Here is a 20,153-nt window from a genome sequence, read left to right as displayed (position 1 = left end):
AAATTGCTCTTGAAACGCCTTCTGCCCTGTGCAGGGGGATTCAAGACCCGAAGCTTCCGAGGCCCCACATGCAACGTCGATCCTTCCTCGCGGCCAGTGCCGCCACCCTTGCTGCCCCCGCCGTCCTTGCCCAGGGCGGCAAGCTCACCCCGCTCAAGTTCACGCTCGACTTCCGCATCAACGGGCAGACCTCTCCCTTCTTCCTCGCGCTGGCCAAGGGCTACTACAAGGAAGAGGGGCTCGACGTGAGCATCGACACCGGCGCCGGCTCGGTCGCCTCCATCACCCGCATTGCCAGCGGCGTCTACCAGCTGGGGTTGGGCGACATCAGCTCGCTGGTCGAGTTCAACGCGCAGAACCCCGGCACGCCGATGGTGCAGGCCGTGTACCAGTACTACAACCGCGCACCGTTCGTGATCATCGGCCGCAAGGACCGCGGCGTGACGGGCGACTTCAAGAGCCTCGCGGGCAAGAAGGTCGCGGCGGCCGCCGTCGAATCGACCCGCCGCGCCTGGCCGATGGTCGCGCGCAAGCAGGGCATGCGCGGCGACGCTTTCCAGTGGCAGACCACCGACTTCAGCGCACGCGACAACGTCATGGTGCGCGGCGACGTCGATGCCGCCACCTACTTCCACGACTCGGCCGTTTCGCTGTTCGCGCGCATGAAGCCTGAAGATCTGTCAGTGCTCAAGTACGCCGACGCGGGCGTCAACCTGTACGGCAACGCCATCCTCGCGAGCAGCAACCTCATCGCACAGAACCCGAAGGTGGTGGCCGCCTTCCTTCGCGCGAGCAACCGCGCCATCGTCGAGACCTTTGCCAACCCGGCGCCGAGCATCGCGGCCATGCGCCAGCGCGAGCCCATCCTCGACGAGAAAATCGAACTCGAGCGCTGGGGCATCACCGCGCAGTACGTGGGCGCGGCCGACACGCGCGGCCATGGCCTCGGCGACATAAAGAAGCTCACACTCGAGCAGCAGGTCGACGAAGTGGCCGATGTCTTCGGCCTCAAGGTCAAGCCCGCGTCCGACGCCATCTTCAACACTTCAATGCTCCCATCGCGCAGCGAACGCTCCCTCCCCAAGGCATGAACTCCCACAACGACAACAACACCACCTATCCCGCCGAAACCACGCTCGACGAACGCGACGGCCGCTACCTGCGCAAGGCCATCGTCTGGTCGCATGCGGCGCGCCGCCGGGGCAACCGCCCCTTCGGCTCGGTCATCGTCTCCGCCGCCGGCGAAGTGCTGGCCGAAGCCGGCAACAGCAATGCGGAGACGGGCGACTGCACTGCCCATGCCGAAGTCAACGCATTGCGCGCGCTGGCCGGGCGCAAGCTCTCTCGCGAAGAACTCGCGGGCGCCACGATCTACGCATCGGGCGAACCCTGCGTGATGTGCGCGGGCGCCATCTACTGGTCGAACATCGGCCGCGTGGTGTTCGGCATCGATGCCGAGCGGCTGCGTGTGTTCCGTGGCGAGCGGCAGGACCAGCGCGACGCCGAACTGTCGTGCCGCGACGTGTTCCGTGCCTCCCCGCATCCCATCGAATGCATCGGGCCGGCACTCATCGACGAAGCGAGTGCAGCCCACGACGGTGCCTGGAAGACCTGAGACACCGCAGCGCGCGCACTAGACTCGCTGCATGCCCTGGCACGCCCGTCTCCATCTCGCTTACCAACAAGAAGCCGCCCGCACCGTCGCCCGCTTTCGCCATGACGGCCCGCTGCGCATCCTGCAGAGCCTGTACCCCGAGGGCGACACCGTCTGCCACAACGTGCTCGTGCATCCGCCAGGCGGGCTGGTGGGCGGCGACACGCTCGACATCGACATCGAGGCCGCCGACGGCAGTCACGGCCTGATCACCACGCCCGGCGCCTCGCGCTTCTACCGCTCCGAAGGCGAATTGGCGCTGCAGCGCACGCGCATCCGCCTTGCGGCCGGCGCGCGGCTCGAATGGCTGCCGCTCGAAGCCATCTGCTACAGCGGCTGCCAGGCGGAGAACCGGCTCTCCATCGAGGTCGCACCCGGCGCCGAGCTGATCGGCTGGGACGTCACAGCGCTCGGCCTGCCGAACGCCAATCAGCCCTTCGAACGCGGCACCTACCTGCAGCACATCGAGGTGCCCGGCGTGTGGCTGGAGCGCGGGCGCATCGACGCGGCCGACCAGCGGCTGCTGCAAAGCCCCATCGGCCTCGGCGGCCATCGCTGCATGGCTTCGCTGTTCTTCGTGGCAGGCTCGCCGGTGGCGCGCGCCCGGCGCGATGCCTTGCTTGCACATGCGCGGACGCTGCTCGAAGCGAGCCCGTTGTTCGACAGCGCTGGTGCCACCAGCCCGCACCCAGAAGTGGTCGTTCTGCGCGTGCTGGCACCCGTGGTCGAACCCGCAATGCAGCTGCTGCGCCAGGTCTGGCAGGCATGGCGCAGCGAGCTGTGGCAGCTGCCCGCGGCCACGCCGCGCATCTGGGCGACCTGAGGCCGATCTCCCCCGCCCCCGCGTCGAGGGGCGAATCTGTAGGCACTGTCTGACGGACAGCCGCGTTGCAAAGGCGCAACCTGATTCTTTTGCCCAGCGGATGACGAGGATCGGCCATGTCTCCTGACGACACTCCCGACGCGAACACGCAGCTTCACCGGCACTTGGCGCGGTTCAACGCCGAGCGACTCAGGCTCGGCAGCCCCTCGCCGCAGTGGCAGGACGACCTCGCCCGCGAGCATGCGTGCCGCCTGCTCGAAGGCAAATACCTCGAAGCCCTGCGCACCACGGTGCAGGCGGCGGCAGCGGCATCGGCCGGAAACGCGGGCCACTTCATCGGCTGGTTCGAATCGCTGGCGCACACCGGCCCAGGCCAGCATCACCCACTGTTCGACTGGCTGGCCGAAGAGGCCACGCTGCCGCAGATGCGCTGGTTCCTCACGCAGGAGGCCGCTGGCGAAGCCGGCTTCGAAGACTTGCTGGCCTACACCCAGGTCAAGCTGCCGCCGCAGCCCAAGCTGGAATGCGCGCGCAACTTCTGGGACGAGATGGGGCACGGCAAGCAGAGCGCCATGCACGGCCAGATGCTGGAGCACATGGTGCGCGAGCTTGACCTGCATCCGGCCATCGACACCACCGTGTGGGAGTCGCTCGCGCTCGCCAACACCATGGTCGGGCTGGCGACCACGCGCCGCTACGGCTATCACTCCATAGGCGCGCTCGGCGTCATCGAACTCACGGCCCCCGGGCGCGTGAAGCAGGTGGCGGCCGGCATGCGCCGCCTGGGCCTGAGCGGCCGTGCGCGCTCCTACTTCGATCTGCATGCGGCGCTCGACGTATCTCATTCGCGCGCGTGGAACCGCGAGGTGATCCGGCCGCTGGTCGAGGCCGATCCGGCCTGCGGGCAATTCATTGCCGAAGGCGCGCTGATGCGGCTCGTCTGCGGCGAACGCTGCTTCGAGCGCTACACCGCCGAACTGCGGCACGCCGAGGAGGTCGCCGCATGCTGAACGCGGCGGGCGTACTGCGCCAGGTGGCAGCCACGGGCTACCGCTTCACCACGGTGACGCCGCTGACCCACCAGCGCGTGCTTGCGCGGCGCGGGCGCGAGCCGGGCGCGACGCTGCGAGACATCTTCGGCTGGAACCTGTCGTTCGAAGCGCGCGCGGTGCCGCCTGAATTGCTGGCCGACATGGAGCGCGCCGGCATCGTGCGGCACACGGGCTCGCTGCTGCGCAGCACCGTGCGCATCGCGAGCCTCGGCGACGACCTGTTCTTTCATTCGGCCTACCCGACGGTCGAGGAGAACGCCGTTTTCTTCGGGCCCGATACCAGCCGCTTCGCGCGCTTTCTCCACCACTCACTCGCCCGGCGCAAGGCGCAGCCTCACGTGCGCGTGCTGGACGTGGGCTGCGGCAGTGGCGCTGGCGGCATCGCGGTGGCTCGTGCGCTGGCGGCCATGGGCACGCAGGCAAGCGTCGTGATGAACGACATCAACCCGCTCGCGCTGCAGTACACGGCCATCAATGCGGAAGTGGCCGGCATTCCCGTCACGCTCGCACAAGGCGATGCGCTGTCGGCGGTCGATGGCGAATTCGATCTCATCGTGTCGAACCCGCCCTACCTCGACGACGGCGCGCAGCGCGCCTATCGCCATGGCGGCACGCGGCTCGGGCGGGCACTGAGCGTGCGCATCGCGGCCGAGTCGCTCAAGCGGCTGGCACCGGGCGGCCAACTGCTGCTCTACACCGGCGTGGCCATGGTCGATGGCGAAGACCCGTTCCTTGCCGAACTGCAGCCCCTGCTCGCGGCACCGGGCTTCGACTGGTCTTATGCCGAGATCGACCCCGATGTGTTCGGCGAAGAGCTGGAGCGGCCGGTGTATGCGCACATCGACCGCATCGCCGCCGTCGGCCTCATCGCCACCCGCGCCGCGGAGGCCGCGTGATGGCCGCCGGGCTCGACTTCGGCGTGGACACCGGCCGGCTGGCCGTGGTGCGCGAATGCAGCGTGCTGGAGCGCATGCCCAAGTGGCTCATCTGCGTGCCGCTGGTGGTGCAGTGGCTATGGCTGTCGCTGCGCTACGGTGGCCCTACCGTGCCTTCGGCCGCCAACCCGCACCTCACCTCGGGCGGGCTGGTGGGCGAAGGCAAGCTCGAATACTTCCGCGGCATGGGGCCGCTGGCGCGCTCGGTCACGGCCGACTACTGTGCGGTGTTCAACGACGGCACGGCAACCGAAGACTCGCTTCGGCAGAGCATGGCCAACAGCGGCCTCGCGTTTCCCGTGGTCGCCAAGCCCGACCTCGGCCTGTGCGGCTACGGCGTGCGCCTGCTGCCCGACATGGCTGCCCTGCTGGCCTACCTGGCCGTCTTTCCTCGCGACGAAACGGTCGTGCTGCAACGCTACCTGCCGCAGGAAGGCGAGGCCGGCATCTTCTATGCGCGCGACCCCGTCACCGGCCAAGGCCGCATCATCGGCCTTGCGCTGCGCTACTTCCCACGCGTGACGGGCGACGGCCGCAGCACCGTGGCCCAGCTCGTGGCCGCCGACGTGCGCGCCCGCCGCATCGCGCGCTCGCCGCGCCACGAATGCAGCGTGCCACCCGACAGCGTGCCGGCCGCCGGCCAGCAGGTGCGGCTGGCCACCATCGGCTCGACCCGCGTGGGCGGCCTGTACCGCGACGGCGCGGCGCTCATCACACCCGAGCTCGTGGGCGCCATCGACGCCATCGCACGCGACATGCCCGACTTCCGTTTCGGGCGCTTCGACGTGCGCTACCAGAGCCTGCGCGAACTCGGTGCCGGGCGCGGCTTCACCATCATGGAAATCAACGGTGCAGGCTCCGAAGCCATCGAGGCGTGGGACCCCGACACCGGCGTGTTGCAAGGCTTTCGCATGGTCTTCGCCAAGCAGCGGCTGCTGTTCGCCATTGGCGCAGCGCAGCGCAAGGCCGGCGTGCGGCCCATCGGCCTGCTCGCGCTCGCGCGGCTCAACCGGCGGCAGAACCGCTTGGTCGACCGCTATCCGCCCTCCAACTGAGTCGTCGCACGCACATGGACATCAACGCTTCGCACGCCCTGCCCCGCCGTTCGTTCATACCGCTCGCAACCGCCGCGCCCGTGCTGGAAACCCGATGGGCCGATTGCGAAGAGGACGTACGCGACGCCCAGCGCCTGCGCTACCGCGTATTCGCGCAGGAGATGGGCGCGCGCCTGACGCCACCCGAAGGCACGCCGCCCGGGCTCGACGTCGACCGCTTCGACGCCTTCTGCGACCACCTGCTGGTGCGTGCCATCGACCCCGTGCACGGCCCCGGCCCGCTCATCGGCACCTACCGCGTGCTGACGCCCGAGGCGGCGCTGCGTGCGGGCGGCTTCTACACCGACACCGAGTTCGACCTGGCGCCGCTCGCACCTCTGCGCCGCCGCGCGCTGGAGCTGGGCCGCTCATGCGTGGATGCGCAATGGCGCTCGGGCAGCGTCATCATGGCGCTGTGGGCCGCGCTGGGGCAGTACATGGTCGACCACGCGCTCGACACCATGATCGGCTGCGCCAGCATCGGGCTCGACGACCAGGGCGCAACGGCCGCGCGGCTGTGGCACCGGCTGTGCCGCACGCACCTGGTCGAGCAGCGCTGGCGCGTGGAGCCGCGCGTCGCGCTGCCGCTGGACACCGGGGCAGACGCCGATGCCGACAGCGACACGGCGCCTCCCGCAGCGCCGCCGCTCATCAAGGGCTACCTGCGCTGCGGCGCACGCCTGCTCGGCCCGCCCGCGCTCGACGTGGCGTTCAACACCGCCGACCTGCCGCTGATGCTGCGCGTGGACGACGTGTCGCCGCGCTACCGCCAGCACTTCTTCGGCATGACCGCGTGAATGCGACGGCCATCCGCGCGCGGTCGAAGCGCGCGCTGCGTTCAGTGGTCGCCGCGCAGTTCTTCAGCTCGTTGGCCGATAACGCGCTGCTGATCATCGCCATCGGCCTGCTCATGCAGCGCCACGCGCCCGGCTGGATGACGCCCGCGCTGCGGCTGTTCTTTTATCTTTCCTACGTGCTGCTCGCCGCCTTCGCGGGCGCCGTGGCCGACGCGGCGCCGAAGGGCCGCGTGCTGATGGCCACCAACCTCGTCAAGCTGGGCGGCTGCGCCCTGCTGCTGTGGCAGGTGCAGCCGCTGGTGGCGTATGCGCTGGTCGGCCTTGGCGCCGCGGCCTATTCGCCGGCCAAGTACGGCATCCTGCCCGAGCTGATTCCGCAAGAAGAGCTGGTCGCCGCCAACGGCTGGATCGAGGCGGGCACGGTGCTGTCGATCTTGTTCGGCGTGGCGCTGGGCAGCACGCTGGTCGGCAAGGGCCTGGCCCTGCCCGCCATCGGCGCGGTGTACCTGCTGGCCGCCGCCTGCACACTCGCGATTCCACACAGCCCGGCACGCGACCGCGCGGCGCTGGCGCATCCGAGCCGGCTGCTGCGGGACTTCGGGCATGCGCTGAAGCTGCTGTGGCGCGATGCCGATGCACGCATCTCGCTGGCCGTTACCAGCCTGTTCTGGGCAGCGTCGGCCACGCTGCAGTTTTTGGTGCTGCGCTGGGCGGCCGAGCGGCTGGGGCTGCCGTTGTCGCAGGGTGCGCTGCTGCAGATCGCGGTGGCCGTCGGCATGGCGGCGGGTGCCGTCGGCGCCTCGCGCTGGTTCCCGCTCGGGCGTGCGTTGCGCGCGCTGCCGATCGGCATTGCACTGGGCGCCGTGATATTGCTCATGACGCTGGTGACGCAGCCCGCCGTGGCCGCCGCGCTGCTGGTGGCGATCGGTGCGCTCGCGGGCCTGCTGCTGGTGCCGATGAACGCGCTGCTGCAAAGCCGCGGGCTGCTGTACATGCACCCGGGCCAGTCGATCGCGGTGCAGAACTTCAACGAGAGCCTGGCCTCGCTGGCAATGCTGGGGGTGTACGGCGCGCTGCTGTATTTCGACACGCCGCTGCTGCCGACGCTGGCGGGCTTCGGCGGCTTTCTGGTGCTGGCCATGGGTGCGATCCTCCTGCGGTCGCGTCGTCAGCGGCCGCAGGAGCGCTTCGGATACAGTCCCGCACCTAACCGCCTCTCGACCCGCAGCCAGAGTGACCCTCCGAAAATCCGCCAATAGCCTGGTTGTTCGTCTTCTCGTGATGGGTCTGGCGATGGCAGTCGTGGGCACCGCCGCCAGCTACATCCAGCTCACCCGCTTCCTGCGGGAAGACCTGACGAAATCGGTGGCGACGCAGCAAATGGCGCTGGCCGCCTACGTGGCCCGCGATGTCGACAACTACCTGGACGAACGGCTGTCGTTCCTGGAGCGCCTGGCTGGCGCCCTGCCGCCGGAACTCCTGGCACAGCCCGAGCAGCTGCATGCATGGCTGGCGGAACGCAGCGCGCTCAGCGCCCTCTTCCCCCTCGGCCTGGTGGTCACCGATGTCACCGGCAAACGACTCGACGGGCTCGACAGCGCCGCACAGCTTGAAACGGGCGGTCCGGAATTCACAGCCGCATCCGCCGGGAAGCGCGCGGTAGGCCGCCCACGGTCCACGGCTTCTCAACACTCGGCCCTGCCCATGGCCGTGCCCTTGCGCAACGGCGCCGGCCAGGTGACCGCCGTGCTGCTCGGCACGGCGGACCTTACGGCCGACGGCCTGCTCGACCATCTGCAGGAGGGGCGCGTGGGCCAAGCCGGCGGCATCCTGGTGATCTCGCCGCGCGACCGCATCTTCGTCGCTTCGACGGACGTCTCGATGTCTCTCACACCGACGCCGCGCGACGGCGTGAACCCGCTGCATGACCGCGCCATGGCGGGCTTCCGTGGCAGCGGGACGACGCGCAACGCCAAGGGCATCGAGGAAATTTCCGCCATCGCATCGGTGCCGAACAGCGGCTGGTTCGTGGTGGCGCGGCTGCCCGTTTCGGAAGCGCTGGCGCCGGTGTCGCGCATGCAGACCTTCATCCTTCAGCAACGCGCGCCCGCCGTGACGGCGGTGCTCGTCGTGATCGGCCTGATCATGGCGTGGCTGCTGCGCCCGCTGCTGCGCGCCGCCGACCAGGCCGACCGCATGACCCGCGGCGAGCTCGCGCTGACGCCGCTGCAGGTGGTGCGCAACGACGAGATCGGGCACCTGACACAGGCCTTCAACCGGCTGCTGGCCAAGCTGCTCGACAACCAGGAGGCACTGGCGCGCCTGGCCCACCACGACACGCTGACCGGCTTGCCCAACCGCAAGTTGCTCGACGAACGGCTGCAACAGACGCTGGTCCACGCCAGGCAGCACGCGCACCGGGTGGCCGTGCTCTACCTCGACCTCGACGGGTTCAAGGACCTCAACGACACCTTCGGCCACGAGGCGGGCGACAAGGCGCTCTGTGAAATCGCGCGCCGGCTGCAGGCGCTGGTGCGGTCGACAGACACGGTGGCGCGCATCGGCGGCGACGAATTCGTGCTGCTGGCCGCCGACTTCGAAGAGCCCGTTGAACAGGGCGCATTGACGCTGGCGCAGCGATGCATCGACGCAATCTCCCAGCCGCTGCAGCTGGAGCAATCCAGCTCAGTCATCGGCGTGTCCATAGGCATCGCCCTGGGCAACGGCGACGAGACACCGCAAGACCTGCTCGCCACGGCCGACAAGGCCATGTACCGGGCCAAGCAGAGCGGGCGCGGCAGCTACGCAATGATGTAGGCGGCGGGCTGCCCTACGCCGGCATGTCGGTGCGCGGCAGCCGCAAGTGCTTCTTCAGCGTCTCGAACACCTGCCGCGTGACCGGGTTCACCACGTGGCTGCGCACATAGAGGTAGTACGCCAGGTCGGGTAGCCGCGGCATGCCGTCGCCCGCACCCAGCACGCGCAGGCCCGCATCGAGCTGCTCCACGCCGCGCGCTGTCACGCCCAGCCCCGCGCGCAAGGCGGCCTTGATGCCGATCAGGCTCGACGAGGTGTAGCGCGGCGTCCAGGCCACGCCCGCCGCGTCGAGCGCCTCGTGGCCGATGCGGCGAAAGATGCTGGGGCCGTCCGCCATGATGAGCGGCACCGGCTTCGTCGGGTCATGCACGTAGCTCGCGGCGCACAGCCACACGGTGGGCGAAGTGCGCAGCACCACGCCTTCGAACTGCGACTGCTCGTCGGCGCGGTTGGAGATGATCATGTCGACCTCGCCGCTCTTCAGCGATGTCATCAGATAGGGGCTGCGGCCGATGTGGATGTCGAGCTGCAGCAGCGGCGAGGTGCGCGCCACCTCGGTCAGCAGCAGCGGCAGCATGGTCTCGGCCACGTCGTGCGGTGCGCCGATGCGCAGGTTGCCTTCGAGCTGCCCCTGCCGCAGGCTGCGCAGCGCCTCGTCGTTCAGCGCGAGCATGTGGTGCGCATAGGTGAGCAGCCGTTCGCCATGCTCGGTGAGCCGCTTCTGCCGCCCCTGCTTGGCGAACAGCGGATGGCCGATCTGCTCCTCCAGCCGCTGCATCTGCTGCGTGATGGCTGACTGCGTGCGCCCCAGGTGCACGGCCGCCGCCGCAAAGCTGTTGAGGCTGACGACAGCCGCAAAAGAGCGCAGCAGTTCGAGATCGAGCGTGGGCATACATTAATTTTATTGATGTGTTTCCTGCTCCGCTTGGATTGTTGCGTCACGCCCCCGTCACTACAGTGAATGCACACCAAACAGGCAACCCCACTGGAGAAACTGCATGAGCACCCCTTCCGAGCAACGCCGCCAGGCCGTAGCGGCGTCTATCGCCGACATGAAGAAAGCCATCGGCGCCGCTGAAGCCACCCGCGAAAAACTCGACGTGGTGCTCGATTCGCTGCAAGGCCTGGCCGCGCACACCGACTACTGGGGCGCCGCCGACTTCCCGCCGCCCGAGGCCGGCGAGCACCAGGCCCGCTATCTGATCGCCGAAGACCCGGACCAGAGCTACGCGCTGTACCTGAACGTGATGCGCCCGGGCAAGAAGATCGTTCCGCACAACCACACGACCTGGGCCTGCATCGCGGCCGTGGAAGGCACCGAGCACAACCGCGTGTACGAGCGCACCGACGACGGCAGCGTGCCGGGCGTGGGCAAGCTGAAGCAGACGGAGCTGGTCGTCGTCGCGCCGGGCGAGGGCATCGCGCTGATGCCTGAAGACATCCACTCGGTCGAGATCCAGGGCGAGCAGGTCATTCGCCACCTGCACATGTACGGCCGCGCGCTCGAAACGCTGAACCAGCGCACCGCCTACGACCTGGCAGCCGGCACGTACCAGACCATGGGCATCGGCGTGCAGACGCGCCGCTAGGCACCCTCTTTCCGTCCTCTCCTTTCTTCATGCGGGCCGCGCGCTGCGGCCTCGCAGGACTTCGTTCGTCCCAACGACTTGCTCTCCTCATGACCTCCTTCATCGACCCGAAGACCCTCAAATCCTGGCTGCACGACGGCGGCGAGATCGCGCTGCTCGACGTGCGCGAGCACGGCCAGTACGGCGAGGCGCATCTGTTCTACGGCATTCCCCTGCCTTTCAGCCGGCTGGAAGTCGATGCGCCGCGCCTCGTGCCGCGCCGCGGCGCGCGGGTGGTGGTGTACGACGAAGGCGATGCCGACGTAGCCGAACGCGCCGCCGCGCGGCTCGCCGTGCTGGGCTACACCGACGTGCATGTGCTGCAGGGTGGCACCCGCGCATGGAAGGCGGCGGGCTACGTGCTGTTCGCGGGCGTCAACTTGCCCTCGAAGACTTTTGGCGAACTGGCCGAAGAGGTCTATCACACGCCCCGCGTCAGCGCCGACCAGCTCGCCGAGATGCTTGCGCGCAAGGACAAGGTCGTGGTGCTCGACGGCCGCCCCGTCAGCGAGTTCCACAAGATGAACATCCCCAGCGCCACCTGCTGCCCCAACGGCGAGCTGGCCTACCGCGTGCGGCAACTGGTGCCCGACACCACCACACCCATCGTCATCAACTGCGCGGGCCGCACGCGCAGCATCATCGGCGCGCAGACGCTCATCAATCTCGGGCTGCCGAACCCGGTCTATGCGCTGGAGAACGGCACGCAGGGCTGGTACCTTGGCGACCACACGCTGGAGCATGGTGGCACGCGGCGCTATGCGGACGACAGCGGCAACACCGACCTGCGCCCCGCCGCCAAGGCGCTGGCCGCCCGCTTCGACGTGCCAGCGGTGAACGCGCAGACCGTGCATCAATGGGCCGCCGATGCGAGCCGCAGCCTGTTCCTGTGCGACGTGCGCACACCGGAAGAATTCGCGGTCGGCAGCCTGCCCGGCGCACAGCACACGCCCGGCGGCCAGCTGATGCAGGCCGGCGACCAGTACTTCGGCGTGCGCGGTGCGCGGCTCGTCTTGTTCGACAACGACGGCGTTCGGGCACCGACCGTCGCGAGCTGGTTACGGCAGATGGGGCATGACGCGAGCGTGCTCGAAGGCGGGCTCGCGAGTGGCCTCTCGCTCGCACCCGCTGCGGCGCCGAACGCACCTGCACTGGCCACCATCGATGCGCAAGCCCTCGCCGCGCGCATCGAGCGCAATGAGGTAGCGGTGATCGATCTGCGCGGCAGCATGCAGTTTCGCGCCGGCCATATCCCGCAGGCCCGCTGGTCGATTCGCCCACGCCTCGCGGGCGACGTAAAGAACGAAACCCGCCAGCTCGTGCTGGTCGCCGACGACACCGCGCTCGCGGCATGGGCTGCCGCCTCCGAACTCGCAGGCCACTCGCCCGCCCCCCTGCTGCTGACAGGCGGCATGGCCGCATGGCGCGCCGCCGGCCTGCCCATCGAGGCCACGCCCACGCTGCCCGCCGACAGCGACTGCATCGACTACCTCTTCTTCGTGCACGACCGGCACGACGGCAACAAGGAAGCCGCGCGGCGCTACCTCGCATGGGAGACCGGCCTCGTCGCGCAGCTCGACGCACAGGAGCGGGCCGCCTTCCGCCTGCCGTCGCCCTCGGCCACATCGCACACCTAGCCCGGTTCCGCTTTCCGCTCGTCCTTGTCAGTTCCTATTTCAGGAGTCCCGTCATGTCGTTCGCCAGCCGCATCCCGCACCTTGCCCGTTTTGCCGTCGCCGCCGCATGGCTCGCGGCGCTCGTCTTGCAGCCAGCCACAGCCGAACCGCTCGCGCCGCGCAACGGCTATCCGTCGCAGACGGTGAAGTTCATCTCGCCCTTCCCGCCCGGCGGAGGCAACGATGCAACCGCACGCCTCGTGACCACGCGCCTGCCGGAAATCATGGGACAGGCGGCAGTGGTCGACAACCGCGGCGGCGCGGGCGGCAACATCGGTGCCAAGGCCGTGGCAGACGCCAAGCCCGACGGCTACACCGTGCTCACATCGCAGGTGTCGATCATGGCCGTGAACCCCACGCTGTATGCGGCGCCCGGCTTCGACCCGATCAAGAACTTCATTCCCATCACACAGATCAACGCCGCGCCGCTCGCACTGGTGGTGGATGCCAACTCGCCGCTCAAGACCTTTGCCGACCTCGCCACCAAGGCCAAGGCGAGCCCCGGCAAGGTGACGTACGCAACGCCCGGCAACGGCACGCTGTCACACCTCGTCGGCGTGGTGCTGGCCAAGGACAACGGCGTTGAGATGACGCACGTGCCCTACAAGGGCGCCGGCCCTGCGCTGACCGACCTGCTCGGCGGACAGGTCGACGTGCTGGTCACCTCCACCGCGTCGGTCGCCGGCCTTGTGCAGAACGGCAAGCTGCGCGTGCTGGCCGTGACCAGCCCGCGCCGCATCGGCGTGTTCGCGAAAGTGCCCACGCTGGAAGAACTGGGCTACGCCGGCGCGCGCTTCGAAGACTGGTACGGCTTCTTCGCCCCGGCCGGCACGCCGCCCGAACGCGTGGCGTACCTGAACGAAGCCATCGTGCGCACGCTGCGCCTGCCCGAAGTGACCAAGCTCGTGACCGACGGCGGCAGCGAAGTGGTGGCCAATTCGCCCGAAGCCTTTGCGGCGCAACTGCGCCAGGACATCGACCGCTGGTCGCGCATCGTCAAAATTTCCGGTGCCCGCGCCGACTGATCAATTGACGCAACATAGCGGCCTGACTTCTCTTCGCCCACCATCACCATGCCCGACTCGCACACCGCCCCCGCCAATCTGACGCTGGACACCCGGCTCACGCGCACCGGCAAGACGCCGTCATACGCCGGCGGATCGCCCGTCAACACGCCCCTGGTGCGGGCGAGCACCGTGCTGTTCGACAGCGTGGGCGCAATGCGAGACGCGCGAGCGCGGCGCGACGACGAACGCATCTTCAGCTACGGCGCACGCGGCACGCCGACCACCTTCGCGCTGGAAGACGCAGTGAGCGAGCTCGAAGGCGCCTACCGCACACGGCTCTTTCCGACCGGCCTCGCGGCCATCGGCATGGTGCTGCTGTCGTACCTGAAGCCGGGCGACCATGTGCTGATGTCGGACAGCGTGTACGAGCCCACGCGCAACCTCGTGCATTCGTTCCTGGAGCCGTATAGCATCCGCAGCTCGTTCTTCGCGGCGGACGGCAGCGGCATCGAGGAGCTGTTCGAGCCGAACACGCGGCTGGTGTACGCCGAGTGCCCCGGCTCGCTCGTCTACGAAATGTGCGACCTGCCCAAGCTCGCGGAGCTGACACACGCACGCGGCGCCCTGCTCGCGGCGGACAACACCTGGGGGTCAGGCTGCCAGTACCGGCCACTGGCGCTGGGCGCCGACATCTCGACTATGGCCGCCACCAAGTACCTCTCGGGCCACTCGGACGTGATGATGGGCACCGTCGCCACGACCGAAGCCGCATGGCGGCCGCTGAACGAGCGCTGCGATGCATTCGGCATGACCGTGAGCCCCGACGACGCATGGCTGGTGCTGCGCGGCATGCGAACGCTGTCGGCGCGGCTGCAGATGCACGAGCGGCATGCGCTGGAAGTGGCGCACTGGCTGGAGACGCGGCCTGAAGTAGCGACCGTGTTCTGCCCTGCGCTGCCACAGCATCCGGGGCACGATATCTGGAAGCGCGATTGCATCGGCACGAACGGGCTGCTGTCCATCGAGCTGCAGCCGGGCATCGAGAGCGCCGCGGTCGAGCGCTTCGTCGATGCGCTCAAGCTGTTCGGGCGTGGGTCATCGTGGGGTGGCTATGAAAGCCTGGTGGCATGGACCAACATGCGCGCGGCGCGCAGCGTGACGGATTGGAGCAAGCGCGGGGCTGTGGTTCGGTTGCACGTCGGGTTGGAGGCGCCGGCGGATCTGACGGTGGATCTGGCGCGGGGGTTCGATGCGATGAATGCACTGGCTCAGAGGGCGTAAGCACTCGACCGAAGATCAGCGCCATTGCACCAGCGTCTGCCGTACCTCTTCGTCGCTGGGCGGCTCGAACGATTCGTACCAGGCGCCCACGGCGAAGAAGGGCTCGGGCGTGTGCAGGCACACCACCTCGTCGGCATGGGTGGCGGCGGGGCTCACGCTGCCGATACCAGTCAGCGCTGACGGGTCGGCCGGTGCCTGCAGCGCATGACACGCGAACGCACTGCCCAAAGGCACGGCAACGATGACCGAGGCTGCGCCGAGTGCCCGTGCGGCGATCACCGCTGCGCGCATCGACAAGCCTGTCGCCAGCCCGTCGTCGACCAGCAGGGCCGTCATGTCGTGCAGGTCGAGCGGCGTGCGATCGCCTCGGTATGCGCGCTCGCGCCGCTGCAGTTCGCGCTGCTCCCGTTTCAATGTGCGCGCCATGCCGGGCGCTTCTTCGCCCGTCACGCGGATGCCGCCGATTGCGATGGCGCCGGCAGCGTACTCCTCGTGACCGGGCAGGCCGAGCTTGCGCACGACCAGCACATCGAGCGGCAGGTGCAGCGCGCGTGCCACTTCGGCGCCTACCGGCACGCCGCCTCGCGGCAGTGCGAGCACGATGCAGTGCTGTGCATCGCGGTACTGGCTCAGCAATGACGCCAGTTGCTGGCCGGCATCGGAGCGATCCTTGAACATCGCATCCCTCTTCGTTCGCGCTTCATTCGCGGCGGCCCGGCGCGTGAGTGTCGTTGCTTTCAAGAACGGCTTCTGACCGCATACCCGCACCACCACCACCACCGCCACCTTTGACACCGCCACCACGTCCACCACCGGCTCCTTCACCACGATCACCGCGCGCAGGCGTGCCTTTCGCCCGCACGGGGCCTTGCCTGGGAATGCCCAGCTCCGCAGGAACTGGGTCGAGGTCGAGCACGTCGCGGATGAATGTTCGCAGTGCCACGACCAGCTCTGCAGTCTCGACGGTACGGCCCGCGACCATGTCGTTGGCGGCCTTGGCTGCGAGGCGCACATGCGTCTCGGTGCCCAGCAGGATCACGTCGGAGAGCGCGGCTTCCACTGCATCGCGAATGCGGCGACGGCGGTCCGATGCGGACACGTCTGCACGAGCAGCCGCATCCTCCGGCACCGCAGCCCCGGCCCGTTGCCGAAGCTCACGCAGATGACTGGGGTCGACGGCAAGGTCGCCGGTGAACGAACCACCAAGCACCTTGTAGGCCGCGATGAGCGTCTTCAGCCGCTCGTTGATCTGGCGGTTCTGGCGCTCGCGTCGCTGCTGCACGCTGTGCATCACGAGCAGGCGTATGCCGACCGCCACGACAGACACCAGCACCAGGCCCATCAGGGTCGTGAGCAGGCCTTGCCAGGAACTGAAATCGAGCACGTTGCGCATGAAGGACGGTCCTTGTGTCGAGGGCGACAGCATGCCCTCGTCGCCATGCGCCATTGTGCGACCAGTGCGCATGCATGGTCGCCATCAGGCGGCGACGCATTCAACCGCAGGCGTTCTTCCCCGCAGGCGAGGCGCGCAGCCGGTTCAGAAAGGTCAGCTGCACCTTCGCCGTTTCGCTGCCCTGCACCGCCGCGCGGCGCATCCACATGCCCGCCTCGCAGCGGTCGGCCTTCACGGCCGTGCCGTAGAGCGCGGGGCCGGTCATCAGCACCATGCCCAGCATTTCCTGCGCCTCGGCGTGGCCTTCGGTGGCGGCCTGCCGCAGCTCTTCGAGCATCGAGCGGTAGTCGCGTGCGGCCTGCGCCTCCAACGCGAGCTGGAAGCGCTGCTCGGCCTGCAGTTGCGTGCCGGCGTCCAGCGGACTGGCCGCGCAGAGCGCGGCCGCCAGGAGCAACGCTGCCGAGAGCAAGACCCGCCAGCGCAACGACAGGCCGGCAAGCTGGTTGAATTCGGATTGCATCGATGTTCTCCACGATTGACATGGAAGACATCGTCGCGCGGCCGCGCCAAAGAAAGAAGCTGGAATTGGCACAGGCCGCCTCAGTCGGCGCCTGAGCCCGATGACGGCTCAATGCGGCAACTCCTGCAACGGCCCCGGCGTGTCGGCCCGGCGGCGCTCAGCGTGCTCGCGCGCGCGTCAGCAGGTAGTTTTGCTGCACCACGTTGTCGACGTAGTACGGCGCGGCAAGGGCATCGAACTCGGCCCGCAGTGCCGCCAGCTTCTGCGGATCGTCGGCGAGACCTTCCACGAGCTTGCGCATCGGGCCGACCGAGCGCTCGAGGAACAAGCGGAAGTGCTCGATGCTCAGGGCCGGAAACTGCATGGTGCCGCGCCCGAAGAACGGCGCCTCGAAGTGCGGCCCCAGGCGCTCCGCGACGATGCCCGGGTTGCCCCATTGCGGCGGCGGCGACGCGCCCGCCGGAGGGGGCGGCGAGTTGCGCCCGATGAAGGCGAACATGCGCCCCACGAAATCCTCCGGCGGCCATGTGGCGAAGGCGATGCGGCCGCCGGGTTTCAGCACGCGGCGCATCTCGGCCACGGCAACTTCCGGACGCGGCGCGAACATGTGGCCGAACTGGCTCAGCACCACGTCGAAGGAGGCATCGGCGTACGGCAGGTTCTCGGCATCGCCTTCGGTCCAGGTGATGTCCCCGTGCCCGGAGACACCGGCGTTGTCGCGCGCGGCTTCGAGCAGCTCGGGCGTCAGGTCGAGCCCCGTGACGCGTGCGCCTCGGCGTGCCGCCGTGACGGCCACCACGCCCGTTCCGGTGCCGACGTCCAGCACCGCCTCGCCCTGCGCTACCTGCGCGAACCTGACGAGATGCCCGGCCACCGGGGTCGTGAACATGGCGGTCGGCGCAAAGGTCGACCACATCTCGCGCTGGCGGCCCTTGAACTCTGCAAACGGATCCTGGGACATATCGCCCTCCATGCCAGCCACAAGGCTGCGGACATGGATGGGACTCTAGGCCCCGGGAACCGACCCGTACATCCCCAGGGACCGAGCTTCGATCGGAAAGACCTGTAACGCAATGCCGCGCCAGGCTCAGCAGCAGCGCCCCTTGCCCGCTCCGTAGCGCGCCTCCAGCCGCTCGCGGAAGAAGGCTTCGTAGCTCATCGGCGGCCGGTCGGGGTGGGTGGCCGCCATGTGCGTCAGGTAGGCGTCGTAGTCGGGCAGCCCGACCATGAGCCGCAGCGACTGCTTGAGCGAGCGCGCAAAGTAGCGCCCGGCTTCCGGCAATGCGAGGCCCATGGCGTCAGTGGGCAGCCGTTGCGGCGCCCACGGGCTCGAACGGTGTCTCTTTGGTGGTCGGCCGGTTGGCCGCACGCGCCGCGAGGCAGGCCTTGATGCTGTACACCAGCACGCTCAGCACCACGAAGATGAAGAGTGCGCACAGCGCCGCGTCGAGACGGTCGTTGAACACGATGCGCGACATGGCTTCGGGCGTCTTGGCCGGCGCCACCAGTACGCCGTTGGCGATGCCGTCGGTGTACTTCGCGGCGTGCGAGAGAAAACCAATCTTCGGGTCGGCCGAGAAGATCTTCTGCCAGCCCGCCGTGAGCGTGCAGGCCAGCAGCCATGCGGCCGGTGCAATGGCCACCCAGGCATAGCGCTCGCGCTTCATGCGGAACAGCACCACCACGCCCAGCATCAGCGCCACAGCGGCCAGCATCTGGTTGGAGATGCCGAACAGCGGCCACAGCGTATTGATGCCGCCCAGCGGATCGACCACGCCCTGGTAAAGGAAGTAGCCCCAGGCCGCGACGCACAGCGCGGTGGCAACGAGATTGGCCGGCAGCGAATCGGTGCGCTTGAGCGCGGGCACGAAGCTGCCCAGCAAGTCTTGCAGCATGAAGCGGCCCGCGCGGGTGCCGGCGTCTACGGCCGTGAGGATGAACAGCGCTTCGAACAAGATCGCAAAGTGGTACCAGAAGGCCATCATGGCCTGCCCGCCGATCACCTGGTGGAGGATGTGGGCCATGCCCACCGCCAGCGTCGGCGCGCCGCCTGCGCGGCCGAGGATGGTGGTTTCGCCGACGTCTTTCGCGGTCTGCACCAGCATCTCGGGCGTGATCACGAAGCCCCAGCTCGACACCGTGGCCGCCACCTGTTGCGCGGTCGTACCGACCAGAGCGCCGGGGCTGTTCATCGCAAAGTAAATGCCCGGCTCGATGCACGAGGCTGCAACCAGCGCCATCACCGCAACGAACGATTCGGCCAGCATGCCGCCGTAGCCGATGAAACGCGCGTGGCGTTCGTTGTCGAGCATCTTGGGCGTGGTGCCCGAGGAGATCAACGCATGAAAGCCCGACACCGCGCCGCAGGCGATGGTGATGAAGAGAAACGGGAACAGGCTGCCCGACCACACCGGTCCGTTGCCCTGCGCGAACTGCGTGATGGATGGCATCTGCAGCGTCGGCATTACGAACACGATGCCGATGGCCAGCGCGATGATCGTGCCGATCTTCAGGAAGGTCGACAGGTAGTCGCGCGGCGCCAGCAGCAGCCACACAGGCAGGCTCGCGGCGATGAAGCCATAGCCCACCAGCATCCACGTGAGCGCCTTGCCGTCGAAGGTGAAGAGCGGCGCCCATTCGGGGTTCTGGCTCACGGCCTGGCCGCCGAAGATGGCGAGCATCAGCAGCACGAAGCCGATCAGCGACACCTCGCCGATGCGCCCCGGGCGGATGTAGCGCAGGTACACGCCCATGAACAGCGCCACCGGAATCGTCGCAGCCACCGTGAAGGTGCCCCACGGCGATTCGGCCAGCGCCTTCACCACGATCAGCGCCAGCACCGCGAGGATGATGATCATGATCATGAAGGTGCCGAACAGCGCGATCATGCCGGGCACCACGCCCATCTCCTGCTTGACGAGGTCGCCCAGCGAGCGGCCGTCGCGCCGCGTGGAGATGAAGAGAATGATGAAGTCCTGCACCGCACCGGCGAACACCACGCCGGCAAGGATCCACAGCAGGCCGGGCAGATAGCCCATCTGCGCGGCGAGCACCGGGCCCACCAAGGGGCCTGCGCCTGCGATGGCCGCGAAGTGGTGGCCGAACAGCACGTTCTTGTCGGTCGGCACGTAGTCGAGGCCGTCGTTGTGGCGGTGTGCCGGCGTCTTGCGGTTGCCGTCCAGGCCCAGCACCTTGTCGGCGATGAAGAGGCTGTAGTAGCGGTAGGCGATCAGGTAGGTGCAGATCGCGGCGGCCACCACCCAGAGGGCGTTGACGCTTTCGCCTCGGGTCAGGGCCACGGTGCCCAGCGCAAAAGCGCCGACCACGGCCACGACCAGCCACACCAGATGGCGTCGGATGCTGTGCATGCGGATGTCTCCTCGTTATTGACCCGAGGAGTTTTGCCGGGCTGCGGCGCGGGCGCATCCGTCGGACTGCGCAAGGCGGGCGCGTGGCTTTGCGTAATGGAAAACCCG

Annotated in this window: 20 protein-coding genes; 13 read left to right on the top strand and 7 right to left on the bottom strand. The window is 68.5% G+C overall.

Annotated elements, in window-relative coordinates:
* Positions 1–68: 68 nt before the first annotated feature.
* The 9 genes from ACSFBF_RS12910 to ACSFBF_RS12870 all read left to right on the top strand — a co-directional run bounded on the left by ACSFBF_RS12910 (position 69) and on the right by ACSFBF_RS12870 (position 9,172).
* On the top strand, positions 69–1,091 hold the full coding sequence (locus ACSFBF_RS12910) for an ABC transporter substrate-binding protein (protein ID WP_435467489.1): 1,023 nt from the start codon (positions 69–71) through the stop codon (positions 1,089–1,091).
* Positions 1,088–1,615 (top strand): nucleoside deaminase, encoded by a 528-nt coding sequence (locus ACSFBF_RS12905; RefSeq protein WP_435467487.1) that lies wholly within the window; start codon positions 1,088–1,090, stop codon positions 1,613–1,615. Before ACSFBF_RS12910 ends, ACSFBF_RS12905 begins: the two co-directional genes overlap by 4 nt.
* A gap of 31 nt (positions 1,616–1,646) precedes the next feature.
* Positions 1,647–2,477: an urease accessory protein UreD gene (locus ACSFBF_RS12900; RefSeq protein ID WP_435467485.1), complete on the top strand. Its 831-nt coding sequence runs from the start codon at positions 1,647–1,649 to the stop codon at positions 2,475–2,477.
* A 116-nt stretch (positions 2,478–2,593) separates the two neighbouring features.
* A complete protein-coding gene (locus ACSFBF_RS12895) occupies positions 2,594–3,487 on the top strand; it encodes an iron-containing redox enzyme family protein (RefSeq protein ID WP_435467483.1) in 894 nt (297 codons plus the stop codon).
* The gene (locus ACSFBF_RS12890; protein WP_435467481.1) at positions 3,481–4,425 is read left to right on the top strand and encodes a methyltransferase; all 945 of its coding nucleotides are present in this window, start codon (positions 3,481–3,483) and stop codon (positions 4,423–4,425) included. Before ACSFBF_RS12895 ends, ACSFBF_RS12890 begins: the two co-directional genes overlap by 7 nt.
* Entirely contained in the window at positions 4,425–5,519 is a 1,095-nt protein-coding gene (locus ACSFBF_RS12885) for a hypothetical protein (RefSeq protein ID WP_435467479.1), read from the top strand. The genes ACSFBF_RS12890 and ACSFBF_RS12885 overlap by 1 nt, the downstream gene beginning before the upstream one ends.
* 14 nt (positions 5,520–5,533) lie before the next feature.
* Positions 5,534–6,355: a GNAT family N-acetyltransferase gene (locus tag ACSFBF_RS12880; RefSeq protein ID WP_435467477.1), complete on the top strand. Its 822-nt coding sequence runs from the start codon at positions 5,534–5,536 to the stop codon at positions 6,353–6,355.
* Complete coding sequence (gene lplT / locus ACSFBF_RS12875; RefSeq protein ID WP_435467475.1) at positions 6,352–7,614, top strand: lysophospholipid transporter LplT; 1,263 nt, start codon at positions 6,352–6,354, stop codon at positions 7,612–7,614. Before ACSFBF_RS12880 ends, lplT begins: the two co-directional genes overlap by 4 nt.
* Positions 7,615–7,648: 34 nt before the next feature.
* Positions 7,649–9,172, top strand: a complete 1,524-nt coding sequence (locus tag ACSFBF_RS12870; protein ID WP_435467472.1) for a diguanylate cyclase domain-containing protein — start codon at positions 7,649–7,651, stop codon at positions 9,170–9,172.
* A gap of 13 nt (positions 9,173–9,185) precedes the next feature.
* On the opposite strand, the gene ACSFBF_RS12865 is transcribed toward ACSFBF_RS12870, so the two are convergent.
* The gene (locus ACSFBF_RS12865; protein WP_093058093.1) at positions 9,186–10,064 is read right to left on the bottom strand and encodes a LysR substrate-binding domain-containing protein; all 879 of its coding nucleotides are present in this window, start codon (positions 10,062–10,064) and stop codon (positions 9,186–9,188) included.
* Between the two features lie 106 nt (positions 10,065–10,170).
* On the opposite strand from ACSFBF_RS12865, the gene ACSFBF_RS12860 reads away from it, so the two are divergent.
* The 4 genes from ACSFBF_RS12860 to metC all read left to right on the top strand — a co-directional run bounded on the left by ACSFBF_RS12860 (position 10,171) and on the right by metC (position 14,764).
* On the top strand, positions 10,171–10,761 hold the full coding sequence (locus ACSFBF_RS12860) for a cysteine dioxygenase family protein (protein WP_435467469.1): 591 nt from the start codon (positions 10,171–10,173) through the stop codon (positions 10,759–10,761).
* A gap of 89 nt (positions 10,762–10,850) precedes the next feature.
* Entirely contained in the window at positions 10,851–12,437 is a 1,587-nt protein-coding gene (locus tag ACSFBF_RS12855) for a rhodanese-like domain-containing protein (protein ID WP_435467467.1), read from the top strand.
* 53 nt (positions 12,438–12,490) lie between these two features.
* Positions 12,491–13,501, top strand: coding sequence for a Bug family tripartite tricarboxylate transporter substrate binding protein (locus ACSFBF_RS12850; RefSeq protein ID WP_435467465.1), 1,011 nt, complete (start codon positions 12,491–12,493; stop codon positions 13,499–13,501).
* Positions 13,502–13,549: 48 nt separating this feature from the next.
* Complete coding sequence (gene metC, locus ACSFBF_RS12845; protein ID WP_435467463.1) at positions 13,550–14,764, top strand: cystathionine beta-lyase; 1,215 nt, start codon at positions 13,550–13,552, stop codon at positions 14,762–14,764.
* A gap of 15 nt (positions 14,765–14,779) precedes the next feature.
* Here metC and ACSFBF_RS12840 read toward each other — a convergent pair whose 3' ends face one another.
* The 6 genes from ACSFBF_RS12840 to ACSFBF_RS12815 all read right to left on the bottom strand — a co-directional run bounded on the left by ACSFBF_RS12840 (position 14,780) and on the right by ACSFBF_RS12815 (position 20,045).
* A complete protein-coding gene (locus tag ACSFBF_RS12840) occupies positions 14,780–15,442 on the bottom strand; it encodes a phosphoribosyltransferase (protein WP_435467461.1) in 663 nt (220 codons plus the stop codon).
* A gap of 22 nt (positions 15,443–15,464) precedes the next feature.
* Complete coding sequence (locus ACSFBF_RS12835; RefSeq protein ID WP_435468772.1) at positions 15,465–16,157, bottom strand: hypothetical protein; 693 nt, start codon at positions 16,155–16,157, stop codon at positions 15,465–15,467.
* Between the two features lie 100 nt (positions 16,158–16,257).
* A complete protein-coding gene (locus tag ACSFBF_RS12830; RefSeq protein WP_435467459.1) occupies positions 16,258–16,677 on the bottom strand; it encodes an SEL1-like repeat protein in 420 nt (139 codons plus the stop codon).
* Positions 16,678–16,834: 157 nt separating this feature from the next.
* Complete coding sequence (locus ACSFBF_RS12825) at positions 16,835–17,638, bottom strand: class I SAM-dependent methyltransferase (RefSeq protein ID WP_435467457.1); 804 nt, start codon at positions 17,636–17,638, stop codon at positions 16,835–16,837.
* A 126-nt stretch (positions 17,639–17,764) separates the two neighbouring features.
* On the bottom strand, positions 17,765–17,971 hold the full coding sequence (locus ACSFBF_RS12820; protein WP_093058085.1) for a YbdD/YjiX family protein: 207 nt from the start codon (positions 17,969–17,971) through the stop codon (positions 17,765–17,767).
* Between the two features lie 4 nt (positions 17,972–17,975).
* The gene (locus ACSFBF_RS12815; RefSeq protein ID WP_435467455.1) at positions 17,976–20,045 is read right to left on the bottom strand and encodes a carbon starvation CstA family protein; all 2,070 of its coding nucleotides are present in this window, start codon (positions 20,043–20,045) and stop codon (positions 17,976–17,978) included.
* Positions 20,046–20,153: the final 108 nt, after the last annotated feature.

Origin of the sequence: Variovorax nivicola (assembly GCF_051216475.1) — a bacterium.
Classification (GTDB): Bacteria; Pseudomonadota; Gammaproteobacteria; order Burkholderiales; family Burkholderiaceae_C; genus Variovorax.
The sequence above is the reverse complement of the archived record's forward strand: the minus strand, read 5'-3'. Positions and strand labels throughout refer to the sequence as shown.

Coding starts and splice junctions, on each gene's coding strand:
- ACSFBF_RS12885 (WP_435467479.1), top strand. CDS start 4,425: ATGGCCGCCGGGCTCGACTTCGGCGTGGACACCGGCCGGCTGGCCGTG.
- ACSFBF_RS12835 (WP_435468772.1), bottom strand. CDS start 16,157: ATGCGCAACGTGCTCGATTTCAGTTCCTGGCAAGGCCTGCTCACGACC.
- ACSFBF_RS12860 (WP_435467469.1), top strand. CDS start 10,171: ATGAGCACCCCTTCCGAGCAACGCCGCCAGGCCGTAGCGGCGTCTATC.
- ACSFBF_RS12880 (WP_435467477.1), top strand. CDS start 5,534: ATGGACATCAACGCTTCGCACGCCCTGCCCCGCCGTTCGTTCATACCG.
- ACSFBF_RS12910 (WP_435467489.1), top strand. CDS start 69: ATGCAACGTCGATCCTTCCTCGCGGCCAGTGCCGCCACCCTTGCTGCC.
- metC (WP_435467463.1), top strand. CDS start 13,550: ATGCCCGACTCGCACACCGCCCCCGCCAATCTGACGCTGGACACCCGG.
- ACSFBF_RS12905 (WP_435467487.1), top strand. CDS start 1,088: ATGAACTCCCACAACGACAACAACACCACCTATCCCGCCGAAACCACG.
- ACSFBF_RS12820 (WP_093058085.1), bottom strand. CDS start 17,971: ATGGGCCTCGCATTGCCGGAAGCCGGGCGCTACTTTGCGCGCTCGCTC.
- ACSFBF_RS12830 (WP_435467459.1), bottom strand. CDS start 16,677: ATGCAATCCGAATTCAACCAGCTTGCCGGCCTGTCGTTGCGCTGGCGG.
- ACSFBF_RS12870 (WP_435467472.1), top strand. CDS start 7,649: ATGGCAGTCGTGGGCACCGCCGCCAGCTACATCCAGCTCACCCGCTTC.
- ACSFBF_RS12850 (WP_435467465.1), top strand. CDS start 12,491: ATGTCGTTCGCCAGCCGCATCCCGCACCTTGCCCGTTTTGCCGTCGCC.
- ACSFBF_RS12840 (WP_435467461.1), bottom strand. CDS start 15,442: ATGTTCAAGGATCGCTCCGATGCCGGCCAGCAACTGGCGTCATTGCTG.
- ACSFBF_RS12855 (WP_435467467.1), top strand. CDS start 10,851: ATGACCTCCTTCATCGACCCGAAGACCCTCAAATCCTGGCTGCACGAC.
- ACSFBF_RS12890 (WP_435467481.1), top strand. CDS start 3,481: ATGCTGAACGCGGCGGGCGTACTGCGCCAGGTGGCAGCCACGGGCTAC.
- ACSFBF_RS12900 (WP_435467485.1), top strand. CDS start 1,647: ATGCCCTGGCACGCCCGTCTCCATCTCGCTTACCAACAAGAAGCCGCC.
- ACSFBF_RS12815 (WP_435467455.1), bottom strand. CDS start 20,045: ATGCACAGCATCCGACGCCATCTGGTGTGGCTGGTCGTGGCCGTGGTC.
- ACSFBF_RS12895 (WP_435467483.1), top strand. CDS start 2,594: ATGTCTCCTGACGACACTCCCGACGCGAACACGCAGCTTCACCGGCAC.
- ACSFBF_RS12865 (WP_093058093.1), bottom strand. CDS start 10,064: ATGCCCACGCTCGATCTCGAACTGCTGCGCTCTTTTGCGGCTGTCGTC.
- ACSFBF_RS12825 (WP_435467457.1), bottom strand. CDS start 17,638: ATGTCCCAGGATCCGTTTGCAGAGTTCAAGGGCCGCCAGCGCGAGATG.